This is a genomic window from Lacinutrix sp. MEBiC02404 (assembly GCF_053601575.1).
Genome location: NZ_JBSHNV010000220.1, coordinates 129,407 through 143,483, shown reverse-complemented (window position 1 = coordinate 143,483; position 14,077 = coordinate 129,407). Strand labels below are relative to the sequence as shown.

Annotated in this window: 11 protein-coding genes; 10 read left to right on the top strand and 1 reads right to left on the bottom strand. The window is 33.4% G+C overall.

Annotated features, from left to right (window positions below):
• The first annotated feature begins 71 nt into the window (after nucleotides 1–71).
• A complete protein-coding gene (locus ACVCXO_RS15050) occupies nucleotides 72–497 on the top strand; it encodes a hypothetical protein (protein WP_452230415.1) in 426 nt (141 codons plus the stop codon).
• Nucleotides 498–596: 99 nt separating this feature from the next.
• Nucleotides 597–1,616, top strand: a complete 1,020-nt coding sequence (pheS, locus tag ACVCXO_RS15045) for a phenylalanine--tRNA ligase subunit alpha (RefSeq protein ID WP_452230414.1) — start codon at nucleotides 597–599, stop codon at nucleotides 1,614–1,616.
• Nucleotides 1,617–1,657: 41 nt separating this feature from the next.
• Here pheS and ACVCXO_RS15040 read toward each other — a convergent pair whose 3' ends face one another.
• Entirely contained in the window at nucleotides 1,658–4,015 is a 2,358-nt protein-coding gene (locus ACVCXO_RS15040) for an alpha/beta fold hydrolase (RefSeq protein WP_452230413.1), read from the bottom strand.
• A 198-nt stretch (nucleotides 4,016–4,213) separates the two neighbouring features.
• Between ACVCXO_RS15040 and ACVCXO_RS15035 the strand changes: the two genes are divergently transcribed.
• The 8 genes from ACVCXO_RS15035 (at nucleotide 4,214) to ACVCXO_RS15000 (ending at nucleotide 13,951) form a co-directional block, all read left to right on the top strand.
• Complete coding sequence (locus ACVCXO_RS15035) at nucleotides 4,214–4,717, top strand: GbsR/MarR family transcriptional regulator (RefSeq protein ID WP_452230412.1); 504 nt, start codon at nucleotides 4,214–4,216, stop codon at nucleotides 4,715–4,717.
• 11 nt (nucleotides 4,718–4,728) lie between these two features.
• Nucleotides 4,729–5,859, top strand: coding sequence for an efflux RND transporter periplasmic adaptor subunit (locus ACVCXO_RS15030; protein WP_452230411.1), 1,131 nt, complete (start codon nucleotides 4,729–4,731; stop codon nucleotides 5,857–5,859).
• A 21-nt stretch (nucleotides 5,860–5,880) separates the two neighbouring features.
• Nucleotides 5,881–9,018 carry an efflux RND transporter permease subunit gene (locus ACVCXO_RS15025; protein WP_452230410.1) on the top strand — a complete coding sequence of 1,046 codons (3,138 nt, stop codon included), beginning with the start codon at nucleotides 5,881–5,883 and terminating at the stop codon, nucleotides 9,016–9,018.
• Between the two features lie 4 nt (nucleotides 9,019–9,022).
• Nucleotides 9,023–10,441, top strand: coding sequence for an efflux transporter outer membrane subunit (locus tag ACVCXO_RS15020; protein WP_452230409.1), 1,419 nt, complete (start codon nucleotides 9,023–9,025; stop codon nucleotides 10,439–10,441).
• Nucleotides 10,442–10,462: 21 nt separating this feature from the next.
• On the top strand, nucleotides 10,463–11,056 hold the full coding sequence (locus ACVCXO_RS15015; protein WP_452230408.1) for a TetR/AcrR family transcriptional regulator: 594 nt from the start codon (nucleotides 10,463–10,465) through the stop codon (nucleotides 11,054–11,056).
• Nucleotides 11,057–11,073: 17 nt separating this feature from the next.
• Nucleotides 11,074–11,469: a hypothetical protein gene (locus ACVCXO_RS15010; protein WP_452230407.1), complete on the top strand. Its 396-nt coding sequence runs from the start codon at nucleotides 11,074–11,076 to the stop codon at nucleotides 11,467–11,469.
• Between the two features lie 49 nt (nucleotides 11,470–11,518).
• Nucleotides 11,519–12,100 (top strand): Crp/Fnr family transcriptional regulator, encoded by a 582-nt coding sequence (locus ACVCXO_RS15005; RefSeq protein ID WP_452230406.1) that lies wholly within the window; start codon nucleotides 11,519–11,521, stop codon nucleotides 12,098–12,100.
• 75 nt (nucleotides 12,101–12,175) lie between these two features.
• Nucleotides 12,176–13,951 (top strand): alpha/beta fold hydrolase, encoded by a 1,776-nt coding sequence (locus ACVCXO_RS15000; RefSeq protein WP_452230405.1) that lies wholly within the window; start codon nucleotides 12,176–12,178, stop codon nucleotides 13,949–13,951.
• Nucleotides 13,952–14,077 lie beyond the last annotated feature (126 nt).

Below are 14,077 nucleotides of genomic sequence, written 5' to 3'. Positions count from 1 at the left end.
AGCACAATTCATTTTGGAGTCTTGTACTAAATTTAGTAATTTTACTTTTCTAAAAAAATAAACCAAAAAATATGAAAAAATTAATTTTACTTTTTAGTGTAGTTGCATTTACGTTCTCTTCTTGTGGCAGTGATGATGATGGTGGAAGTACACCTGTTGGAGATCCTTTTGTTGCAAATTGGCAATACTATAAATACTTTGAAGATGGTGTAGAAGTAGCATTAGAACCTTGTGAAGGTGAAGAAACATTTCAAGTTTTAGCAAATGGTACTGTTGTTTTTACTTCTTATGAAGAAGATCTTAATGGAAATTGTCAGTTAGATGAAGTTGTTTCTGGAACTTGGAGTAACGGCGCTAGTGGTTTTTATTATATTACATTAGATGGCGATACAGAAACTTGGGAAGTACAATTTGATGGGAATACGTTCTATTACGAAGAAACTATTTTTAATGGTTCAACTACCATTGTAACTCGTGAGGTATTTATAAAAATTTAGTAAGAATACAATTCTTTAATATAATTAATCCCTTTCTTTTGAAGAAGGGATTTTTTTGTACATAAAATTCACTAAATTTGCCACCTATTTATACACACCATGATAGACAAGATAAAAGAACTCATAGCAGAAGCCGAAGTATTTAAAGCACAATCCATAGAAGAGGTTGAAACTTTTAGAATAAAATACTTAGGTAAAAAAGGATTGTTAAACGACTTTTTTGCGGAGTTTAAAAATGTAGCAAACGACCAGAAAAAAGAATTTGGTCAAACCATAAACAAGCTTAAAAAAACTGCGGAAGAAAAGGTAAACGCCTTAAAAGAGGAGTTAGAAGGAAAAGAAGAAGATAAAAGTGCTTACGGTGATTTATCTCGTCCGGGAGAACCAATAGAAATTGGAGCAAGACATCCAATCTCTATTGTTAAAAATGAAATTATCGATATCTTTTCTCGTATCGGTTTTAATGTAAGTGAAGGTCCAGAAATAGAAGATGATTGGCACAACTTTACCGCATTGAACTTGCCAGAATATCACCCAGCAAGAGATATGCAAGATACCTTCTTCATACAAACAGATCCAGATATTTTATTACGCACACATACCAGTTCTGTACAAGTGCGTTATATGGAAAATAATAAACCACCAATTAGAACCATCTCACCAGGAAGAGTATTTAGAAACGAAGCTATTTCAGCACGTTCCCATTGTTTTTTCCATCAAGTAGAAGGTTTATATATTGATAAAGATGTAAGCTTTGCCGATTTAAAACAAACACTTCAGTATTTCACAACAGAGATGTTTGGGAAATCGAAGATACGTTTACGTCCTTCTTACTTTCCTTTTACTGAGCCAAGTGCTGAGGTCGATGTATATTGGGGATTAGAAACAGAAACGGACTATAAAATCACCAAAGGAACAGGTTGGTTAGAAATTATGGGTTGTGGTATGGTAGATCCAAACGTTTTAGAAAACTGTGGTATCGATTCTAAAGAATACTCCGGTTTTGCATTCGGAATGGGAATAGATAGAATTGCCATGTTACTCAATCAAATTAGTGATATTCGATTACTAAGTGAAAACGATGTACGATTCTTAGAGCAGTTTAAATCTGCATTATAAAAATAAAAAAAAGGCGTCATTTAAATGACGCCTTTTTTTTGTTAGTTCAGTGTCTCCTGAAACAACTTATAAATTCTTCGGTATTCATCAGACCAACTGGAAGATTCCTTAAATCCATGCGATTCTAAAGGAAAAACAGCAAGTTCCCAATTTTCTTTTTTGAGTTCAATTAAACGTTGTGATAAACGTACTACATCTTGAAAGTGTACATTAGTATCTATCATACCATGAAGCATTAATAGATTGCCTTTTAAACCTTCGGCAAAATAAATGGGAGAACTTTGTTTGTAAGCTATTGGGTCTTCAATCGGTGTATTTAAAATATTCGCAGTATAGCCATGATTGTAATGTGCCCAATCGGTTACAGAGCGCAAAGCAGCCCCACTTTTAAAGGTGTCTGGTGCATTAAACATTGCCATTAAAGTAATAAATCCACCATAAGAACCACCATAAATACCAAGTCTGTCTTTATCAATACCTTGATTTTCGATCAAGTATTTTGCACCATCCACTTGGTCATCTAAATCTTTTCCGCCCATATGTCTGTAAATCGCTGTACGCCAATCGCGACCATAACCAGCACTTGCTCTATAATCTATAGCTAAAACCGTATATCCATTATCGACTAAAAAATTATGAAACATATATTCTCGGTAATAAGATGACCACCAATGATGTACATTTTGTAAATACCCAGCACCATGAACAAAAACTACTGCAGCACCATTCTTTTTAGCTTCTGTAGGTTTGTATAAGGTTGCAGGAACTCGTGCACCATCTCTTGCTGTAAAGTTTATGATCTCAGAATCCATCCATTCATAAGAATTAAAAACAGCGGTTGTAGATTCTGTTAATTGCGTCATTTGAGCTCCAGCTTTGTTCCGCATTACATACAATTCCCAAGGTTTGTTGGTATAAGAATATCTAATGGCTAGTTGTTTTTCGTCTGGTGAAACGGTAACTTCATGAGCCCCTTGACGCGAAGTAATTTGGGTCATTTTACCGCCTTTTACTGGTAGATGATAAAAATGATTTTCGTGCGGACTTACCTTATTACTATTTAAAAAGAAAGTGGATTGGTCTTTAGATAAGGTTATATTTAAAATTTCGAAATCACCTTCTGTTAATGCTTTAATCTTTCCGGAGTTCACATTAGCGCTATATAAGTGTGCATAACCCGTTTTTTCAGATTTAAACCAAATGTTGTTTTTGTCTATCCAGCCCATTACACCTGGCGAAAACCAACCTACTCCAGGACCGCCAATCCAGGCATCATCATGCTGTCTGTCTATAGTTTTTAAGCTTCCGTCTTCTAGGTTTATTAACATAATCCAACGGTCTTTATAATCTTGAGAGGTAATATTCACAACCGCTTTACTATCGTTTGAAAATATCGGATTGCCTATTTCTACATTTCTTGGGTTTTCATAAGTTGCTAGATAATCGGAAGGGTTTTCAGTATACTCTTTTAAGTATTTAGGCTTGTCTTTAATGCCTTCAATAGCGTCGGTTTTTATAGGATATGTTTCCTCTGTTTCTAGGTTTAAAATCCAAGATTCATAGGTATATGAATCACGACCAACTTTGGTTCTTGCGTTTAAATCTTTGGTATAGCCACTTTCCGTAACATAGTCTGGCACATTAGTGTTTTTGTTCTTTGGAGCAGTGTACAATCGGTAAATAACATAATTTAAATCCGGAGAAATATCCATGTCAAACATTTTTTTGTCGCCTAAATAAATGGTTTTTTGACGATTAGCGATCGTTTGTTCGTTTCTGTAGTGTTGCGCGTCCCTTTCGTTTTTACGTTTTTCAAGAATATTAAAATGTTGTAATTGATCGTCTTCTAGCCATTGGTCTTGTGCATTAAGTTTGCGTTCTTTTTTCTTCTTTCCGTTTTTAAAATTGGTAAGCTGCGTGGTGGTTCCTTTGCTAATATGCCACTGGAATAAATTGTTGTTTAGTTTATATATAATTGACTTTTGATCTCCTGAAAATATAGGATTCGATTCTCTAGAATTGGTATTTGTGATTTGTTTTTTGGTGAAGCTTGTAGTGTTCATTAAAAATAAATCGCCATTTTTTTGGTATACTTTCCATAAGCCATCTATAGAATATTCGCCAGTATTTGTTTTTTGTTTAAGTTCTTCAAAAGATAGTTTATGTTTCTTTTTTGAAGAAATATTTATTTCATATGTGGAACGAATGGTATCGTTATCTGGATTCCAGCTAAAATAGATGTCTTTACTATTGTCAGACCACCTTAGATTAGTAGGTAAGTAACCTACAAAGTCTTCGCCTTGCATAATTTGATCTATAGTAAGTATGGATTGATTTTGAGTTTGCCCAATACTTGGAGCTGTTATTAAAAGGGAAATAAAGAAAACAAGCTGTTTCATGTTGGTTTTTTAAACAATTAGTAAGCGACAAATTTAAGCGTTTTGAATCTAAGAATAAAACGATATTAAAAACGCTTTTTTTTAACAATAAATTAACTTCGTTTAGTTCGGTTAGTTCCGAACTAAGATGTAAATTTGCGCTTCGTTTACTAAAAAAAGATGATTCATTTTCAGTAAACAGTATTAAAACAATTAAAAATGAAAGAAAATATCTGTCAAATAAAAATGGGCTTGGTTGAAAAACTAGGCGTGCATTTAGAAAAAAGAGAGCAGTTAGCACCTGTGGCAGCACGTATATTATCTTATATCATCCTAACTGGTAAAAAAGGAACCACTTTTGAAGATATGGTAACGATACTTTGTGCAAGTAAAAGCACTATTTCTACACACCTTAATCATTTACAAGATTTAAATAAGATTGTGTATTTCACAAAAACTGGAGATCGCAAAAAATATTTTATAATTAATAAAACTATTATTGTTCAACATATAGACAACTTAGTAAATGAATGGAGAGAAGAACGTGAGATGCATTTAGAATTAAAAAATTATAAAGAAACTATAAACACCCAAAAAATTGAAAATGAAGAAGAAAAATTCGATTTAAATTTTCATGATGATTACATCAAATTTATAGATGGAGCAACATCCTCTGTAGAAGAACTAAGAACAAAATTAGCCAATAATAAATTCAATATTTAACCAAGATAAAAATGAAAAATAATAAATTATATACAATACTAGCACTAGGTTTATTCTTAGTAATTGTCAGTTGTGGGAAAGCAGAAGAAAAGAAGCCTGCTGCACAAGCACCACCTGCTTCTTTCCCAGTAACACAAATACAAACAAAAACGGTAACAGGATACACCGATTACCCTGCAACTATTGAAGGAATGGTAAACAGTGATGTAAGAGCAAAAACATCAGGTTATGTGGAAAAAGTATATGTAGACGAAGGTCAAAAAGTAAGAAAAGGACAAGTGTTATTTAAATTAGAAACACAGTCTTTAAGCCAGGATGCTGGAGCTGCTAAAGCACGTGTTAATGTAGCACAAGTGGAAGTAAATAAATTAATTCCGCTTGTAGAAAAAAACATTATTAGTGCTGTACAACTAGAAACGGCAAAAGCTAATTTGGTTCAAGCGCAAGCAAACTATAGTGGTGTTTCTGCTAATATTGGTTATGCAACTATAAAAAGTCCAATAGATGGTTATGTTGGTTCTATTAATTTTAGAGAAGGTGCTTTAATTAGTCCAAGCGATACAACTCCATTAACAACGGTAAGTGAGATTAGTGAAGTATATGCTTTTTTTAGTTTCAATGAAGCGCAATATATAGACCATTTACAAAATTCGGAAGGGAAAACGAAAGCGGAGCGTATTAAGAATTCTCCAGACTTAAGTTTGATTTTGGCTAATGGTAAAATGTATTCTGAAAAAGGACGCATTCAAACCAGTACAGGTCAGATAAATCAAAGTACAGGAACTATAAAAATTAGAGCTGCTTTTGATAATCCAAATGAAATTTTAACGAACGGGAATAGTGGTAAAATAAGATTACCTATAGAATATAAAGATGCTATAGTGGTACCTCAGTCTGCTACTTTTGAGCAACAAGGAAACATTATGATATTTAAACTTAGTGAAGACAACAAGGTAGAAACTTCCATAATACAGGTAAAAGGAACAGTAGACAATCTATATGTTGTAGCGTCTGGTATAGAAGTAAAAGATAAAATTGTAACAACTGGGGTTGGTAAATTAAGAAACGGTATGGTGATTTCACCGCAAGAAACTTCTTTTGAGGAAGCTATTAAACCGGTTGCAACTTTATTCAGAAATTAGATAAATAAATACATATTAGTCATGTTAAAAACATTTATTGAAAGACCCGTTCTTTCGACCGTAATCTCTATTATCATAGTTTTGCTTGGAGTTATTAGTATAACTAGCTTGCCTATAGAGGAGTATCCAGATATTGCACCACCAACCATTAAGGTGACGGCAAATTATACAGGAGCAAATGCAGAAACCGTTTTAGAAAGTGTAATTATTCCTATCGAAGAACAAATTAATGGTGTAGAAGGGATGACGTATATTACTTCTACAGCATCTAACACAGGAGGAGCCGAAATTACAGTGTATTTTGATCAAGAAATTGATGCAGATATTGCTGCTGTAAACGTTCAAAATCGTGTTGCTAGAGCAACACCTTTATTACCATCAGAGGTTACGCAAACAGGTATTATAACGCAAAAACAAGAAACCAGTGCGTTAATGTTTATTTCCATGTATTCGGAAAGCGACGATTACGATGCTACTTTTATTCAGAATTACTTGAAAATTAATGTTATTCCAGCAATACAGCGTATTAGTGGTGTTGGTGATGTTAGTGTATTTTCACAACAAGATTATGCTATGCGTATCTGGTTAAATCCAGAAAAATTAGCATCCTACGGTTTAATTCCTTCTGATATTTCTGCTGCTTTAGCAGAACAAAATTTAGAAGCAGCTGCAGGATCTTTAGGACAGAATAATGGGGAATCTTTCTCCTATACGTTAACTTATAGCGGACGTTTTAAAGACGAAGCGCAATACAGCGATATTGTTATTAAAGCATTAGGAAATGGAGAGTTCTTACGATTAAAAGATGTCGCAACTATTGAGTTAGATGCACAATCGTACTCGGCGAATGCAATGAGTAAGGGATATCCTGCGGTATTTATGGGTATTTTCCAAACTAAAGGTTCTAATGCACAAGAGATTATTGAAAATATTAAAGTTACTTTAGAATCGGTAAAGGCCGACCTTCCTGATGGCTTAGATATTTTTGTGCCTTATGATACTAGTTTATTCTTAAACGCATCTATTGAAAAGGTGATTAGTACCTTATTAGAAGCCTTTTTATTAGTTTTCTTAGTGGTATTTATCTTCTTACAAGATTTCCGTTCGACGTTAATTCCAGCAATTGCAGTGCCCGTTTCTATTATAGGTACTTTCTTTTTCTTGAATGTTTTTGGATATTCTATTAACTTATTAACGCTATTCGCGTTAGTCCTCGCTATTGGTATTGTGGTAGATGATGCCATTGTAGTTGTAGAGGCTGTGCACGCCAAATTAGATGCAGGGGAAAAGGATCCTAAAAAAGCGACGCTAACAGCCATGAATGAAATTTCTGGTGCTATTATTTCTATTACTTTGGTAATGGCAGCAGTATTTATTCCTGTAACTTTTATAACGGGTCCAACAGGTGTGTTTTATGAGCAATTTGGTGTGACGTTAATTATTGCCATTTTAATTTCGGCAGTAAACGCTTTAACCTTAAGTCCAGCATTATGTGCTTTGTTATTAAAAGGGCATAAAGACGATGAAGATTTAAAAGGAAAAAGTCCGTTAAAACGTTTTTATACTTTATTTAATCGCGGATTTAACGCTACAGTAGAACGTTACGGTAGATCGCTTCAGTTTTTATACAAAAGAAAATTTATTTCTGTTTTATTATTAATCATTGCTGGAGTCGGAATTTATTGGGCATCAACAACTACACCAACAGGATTTGTACCTAATGAAGATAGAGGAATTATTTTCGCTAATATCGAATTGCCTCCAGGAGCTTCACTAGATAGAACAGATGCAGTAGCAAGAAAACTTTACGAAAAGGCGGAAAGCATAGAAGGTATTGTCGCTCTTAACTTTATTAAAGGTAGAAGTTTAATTAGTGGTTCTGGTAGTAACTTTGGTTTTGGTATTATAAAATTGGAAGATTGGGCAGATCGTACAGATCCTTCTCTTTCCGTGCAAGCGATTACAGGAAAATTGTTTGGTGTAGCAGCTACCATTCCAGATGCTAATATTATTTTCTTTTCACCACCTAGTATTCGTGGTTTTGGTAACTCGTCTGGTTTTGAAATTAATTTATTAGATAAATATGGAGGAGAGTTCGCCGATTTAGATAAAGCAAATAAAGATTTTTCTATGGCTTTAATGAGTCATCCAGAAATTAAATATGCACAGTCCTCATTTAGTACAAACTATCCGCAATACGAAATGGAAGTTAATGTTCCTTTAGCAAAAGAAAAAGGAGTATCTGTAACTAGTATTTTTTCTACATTGCAAGGATATATTGGAGGAATTTATGCTTCCGATTTCTCTAGATTTGGAAAACAATTTAGAGTGTATATTCAGGCTTTACCAGAAGATAGAGCAGATAAAAATGCTTTAAATAGTATGTATGTGCGAACAGATTCGGGTGAAATGACACCAATTACACAGTTTGTAACTCTAAAACGTGTGTATGGACCACAATCGGTAACGCGTTTCAATTTATTTAATTCAACTAAGATTTCTGGAGCAACAAACGACGGATTTAGTACAGGAGATGCTATTAGAGTGATTGAAGAAGAAGTCGCAAAACTACCAAGTAATTATACGGTTGCTTATTCTGGTTTAACTCGTGAAGAAGTGAGTGCAGGAAATCAAACCACATTCATATTTATCTTAAGTATTCTATTTGTGTATTTCTTATTAAGTGCACAGTATGAAAGTTACTTATTACCATTTGCAGTAGTGTTATCTTTACCATTTGGAGTATTTGGTGCATATATTAGTACGAAGCTTTTCGGATTAGAAAACAACATCTATTTCCAGATTGCCTTAATCATGCTAATTGGTCTGCTCGCCAAAAATGCCATACTTATTGTCGAATTTGCTTTAGCTAGACGAAAAAATGGGGAGAGTATTGTAGATGCTGCAATCCATGGAGCAAAATCACGTCTACGTCCAATTTTAATGACCTCTTTTGCCTTTATATTAGGTTTAATGCCATTAGTATTAGCAAAAGGTGTTGGTTCTGAAGGAAACAACTCTATTGGTACAGGAGCCGTTGGAGGAATGCTTATTGGTACTATTTTAGGAGTCTTTGTAATTCCTATCTTATTTATATTATTCCAGTGGTTACAAGAAAAAGTTTCAGGTAAACCAACAGTACAAACTATTGAAGAATAAAAAGATGAAAACCATTATAAAACATAGAAATTTTAGTAAACCGATTCTTTTACTGGTAGTTGCATTAACATTACAAGGTTGTTTTGTAGCGCAAGAATATACACGACCAGAATTAAATACAGAAACGGAAGCACTTTACAGAACCGATAATTTGCCAACAGATAGCATTTCTATTGCAGATGTATCTTGGAAAACATTATTTACAGACACTTACTTACAACAGTATGTAGAAGAAGGGCTGCAAAATAATATGGATGTGCGTATTGCATTACAACAAATAGTAGCTGCCGAAGCATATGCAAAACAAGGGAAAGCAGGATATTTGCCAACCTTAAATGTAGGTGCTAATTATACCCGTCAAGAATTTTCTGAAAACAGTCAATTTGGATCCATATTTAGTGGCGGAACAGATACTTATGATATCACAGCAAATCTATCTTGGGAAGCAGATCTTTGGGGAAAAATAAGAAGTGGTAAAAGAGCGACACAGGCAGCATATTTGCAAAGTGTTGCCGGACATCAATTGGTGAAAACACAGTTGATTTCTAGTATCGCAAATACCTATTACAACTTGTTGGCTTTAGATGCACAGTTAGAAGTAACCAAGCAAACCATTACAACAAGAGAAAGTGGTGTAGAAACTATTAAAGCACTTAAAGATGCTGGTCAAGTGACTCAAGTTGCTGTAGATCAAAATATAGCGCAGTACAATAATGCAAAAGCATTGCAGGTAGATATTGAAACCGCTATTTTTAAAACAGAAAATACGTTAAGTATTTTATTAGGTAAAGGACCACGAAATTTTGAAAGAAGTAGTTTAGATCTTCAGAAAATAGAAGAAGATATCACACTTGGTGTACCAGCAACATTACTTAGTAATAGACCCGATGTTATGGCTGCAGAGTATGGCTTAATACAGTCTTTTGAATTAACGAATGTCGCAAATAGTAACTTATATCCATCGTTAACATTAACTGCTTCTGGAGGATTGCAAAGTTTAGAATTGGATAAGTTGTTAAACTTGAATTCCTTATTTGCAACAGTAGTTGGAGGTTTAACCCAACCACTTTTAAATCAACGCGCTTTAAAAACACAAAAGGAAGTTGCTATTGCACAACAAGAGCAAGCGTTACTGCAGTTTAAAAAGACATTATTAGTTGCAGGAAGTGAAGTGTCTAATGCGTTATTTTCTTATGAATCGGAAACCAGAAAATTTGAATTTAGAAAAAGTGAAGTGGAAGCTTTACGTCAAGCGGAAAGCAATTCGGAAATCTTACTTAAAAACGGTTATGCGAATTACTTAGATTTGTTAACAGCAAGACAAAGTGCTTTAAGTGCAGAACTTAATATTATAGATAGTAAACTACAACAATTAGTGTCTATTGTAGATCTTTACGAAGCACTTGGTGGTGGTTGGAAATAATCTAAATGAAGTCCAATTAATATGATTACTAAAGCGGAATTGTTAAAGTGTTCTATTGAAAAATTTACACAATGCGGAAGCAAACATGTAACGTTAGACGAGATAGCAAATACGCTAGGTATTTCAAAAAAAACAATTTATACGTTTTTTGATAACAAAGAAGATTTAGTTACTTCTAGTCTTGAAAGTTTATTAAACGTGTATAAAGAAGATATAAATGGGATTGTTAGCAGCAATGTTAAGGATCCTATTTTGTGTGTAGTGTTAATTTACAGAAGAGGGTTTGAGTATTTAAAGTACTTTAAGCCCTCTTTTCTTTTTGGATTAGAGAAATATTATCCAAAATCCAGTGCGCTTTTTAATGGTTTTATTGAAAACCTATCCAACAACATTGTATATAACTTATTGAAGCAAGCCCAAGACTCTGGTGAAATTAAGCCAGAAGTGAATCTAGCATTAATAGTAAAGATTTATTTTTTCAGAATAGATAATCTTGTATTTAAAGAGAATAATCTATTTGAAATGTTTCCAAAGGAAGAATTATTTAGACATTTAGTGCTCTATAATTTAAAAGGAATAATTACACCTAACTATTCTAATTCTTATTTGACATAGTTTACTATTTTTGCAGTATGAAAAAAGATATTGACATCCCAAAAGTCGAAGGTGTTTACTTAGCAGTTGTAAATGAATATAACGACATTTATAAAACGCAAGATTGGAACGCATATATCATTAATGATAAAGAGGTAGATTTAGAAATGGTGCTTATTGTTACTAGTGGCTATTCTAAAGATAAAATGACTTCTATTTTTAGAAAGAAACTAGACAAGTTACCTAAAAAAAGCTACGCGAAAATAGAACTATTACAAGAAGATTTATTTGCTATAAATAATCAATTTAAAGTCACTTTTTTTGAAGGAAATAAGATGTTTGATAAAACATATACTTTTAGAAAAAACACCATTAATTTAAAAGCTTTGCAACCGGTTCCGTTAATGGAAGCGAAAGGTGTTTTGGTAAAGTGAATTATTTGAATACTTTTACATAAGGTTTGAAAAGAAATCCATTAAAAGTATGCAGAGCAACCAGTTAATACAATATTTAGAAACTTTTGGCGCTTTAACCGCTGACGATAAGTTGCGTTTAGCGGAAAATGTTAGCGTTAAAACATATAAAGCTGGAGAAGTATTTTTACATGCTGGAAAAATAGCAAATCAGGTTGGCTTTATCACCGAAGGGATTTTTCGATACTTTTTTTATGATGGTCAAGGCAGTGAAATTACTTCTTATTTCATGTCCGAAAATCAATTTGTAACAAATATAACTAGCTTTAACGAATACTCGTTTAGTTCTGGAAGTATTGCTGCAGAAACCGATTGTGTTGTTTTAATGATGGATCGACAAACCTGGGAGTTGTTTACTACAGAAATACCAAGTTGGAATGCTATTATTGCAAAAATCACTTCTAAAGTACTGCTTGAGAAAACAAATTTTCAAAGGCAATTAATAAACCAAGATGCAAAATCTTCTTATTTAAGTTTATTAAATACAAACCCATCTATTATAAATAGAGTGCCTCAAAGTCATATTGCTTCCTTTTTAGGAATCACAAAATTCTCGTTAAGCAGAATTCGGAAACAAATAGTTAACGAATAGTATTTGTTGTCAAATGGCAACGTACAGTCCTTGTATCCTTCCGATATTTGTATCCTAATAATTAATAAAACTATTATGAAAAGGATATTAAAAATAGTTGGAGCCCTTTTTTCGCTGCTTGTAATTGGAGTCGGAATTATTTATTTTTTCTTTCCTGAAAAAATAGTGGATTTCACGTATTCACAAAATGCAAGTGCAGCACATTTAACAGCAAAAACAATAACTGTAAATGGATATAACACGCACTATTATACAAACAATAATAAGACAGCAAAAGACACCTTAGTATTGCTTCATGGCCTTGGCGATGATAAAAACAGCTTTGTGCAGTCTGCTGCGTATCTAACAAACGATTACTATTTAATTATTCCAGATCTTTTGGCTTCTGGAGAGAATGCAAAAGAAGCTTCTTTAGATTTAAGTATTAAAGGGCAAGTAGATTTTTTACACCGTTTTTTAACCAATTTGGAAGTTGAAAATTTTAACCTAGTAGGGAATTCCATGGGAGGACACATTGCTGCAGCTTATAGCATTGCTTATCCAAATGCGGTAACATCACTAGTGCTTTTAAATGCGCCAGGTTTAACATTAGACGATCACGTGGTGTATTCTGGATTTGGTAGTGTTTTAAAAAATGAAGCCGATTTAAATATGGTTTTATCTCGTGTGTTTTATAAAGTTCCGGAGTTGCCGGGACCAATAAAAAAAATGTATATCTCGCAAATAAATGACAGTCGCGATTTTTTAAATAATACCATCATTCCGCAAATAAAAAACGGTTCCTATTTTGACTTAAAAAATCAAATAAACCAGATTAAAGCGCCAACTTTAGTTCTTTGGGGAAAGCATGATGCCGTTGTGCATTTCAATGTAGCGACCCGTTATAATAGAGATATTCCGTTATCTGAAATTGAAATTATAGAAAATGCTTCCCATTCACCACAACTAGAAGTTCCAGAAGTTGTGGCAACAAGTATTAATGAATTTATCCAAAAAAAAAGTAAAGAAATGAAAGCAACAGTACCAACAACTAGAGAACAACATATAGCAAAAGTGCAATTACACAGATGGTATCAATTGTACGAAAGAGAGATGAATAAACAGCGTGTAGATAACCAATTGGATATTTTAGAGGATACTCTTTATATGAAAACGTCTGCTGGCGAAATGCGAGGAAAAGCGAATTACCCAGAAAGACTTGCGGTGTATAAAGGATGGAAAAATGCACACCATGTAGAAAATGTAAACATTACGACTACGGAAAAAGGATTGCATTTAGAAGCAGATTTACGTTATCAGAATATACGCCCCGATGGCGTGAAGGCTAGCTACACCATACATTATAATACAGAAATGGTTAAAACTAAAGATGGTTTGCCAAAATTTTCGTCTATAGAAATAATACCTACTGGAGAAACAAACGAGGTTTTTGAAGATGCCTATCCTACTAATAGAGTGAAATCTTTAATGTATTATTGGATTGCATCTATGGAAAATTTAGATGGTGATGTAACTCCTTTTAAAGAAGTGCTAGCAGATGATTTTGTATTAAATTTTTCTACGTCGAGTAAAATTACTTCTATTTCAGATTTAGAGAAATGGCTAAACGGAACACCCAAGCAGTTATCGAATAGCGAACATTATCCTAAGAATTTTGAAGTCAAACAAATTATGGAAAACGAGTATGAAATGAATGTGGAGTTCGACTGGAAAGGAAAAACTAAAGATGGTAAAAACTTGGAAGGAACAACAAAACACACTTGGTATGTTATTGATAATCCAAACGATAGATTTGCAAAGATTTTAAAGATGGATGTGGTACAAACAAACCCTTTAAAGGAAGTGAATTAAACTTCTGTTAAAACCCTTCCGTTTTGTGTTTTCTAAGGAACATAAAATCCACCTTCTTTTGATAATGGAAGGTGGATTTTGGCTTTCTGAAAAAATCGGAAAGCGAGGTGGTTGTTTTTATTTAAA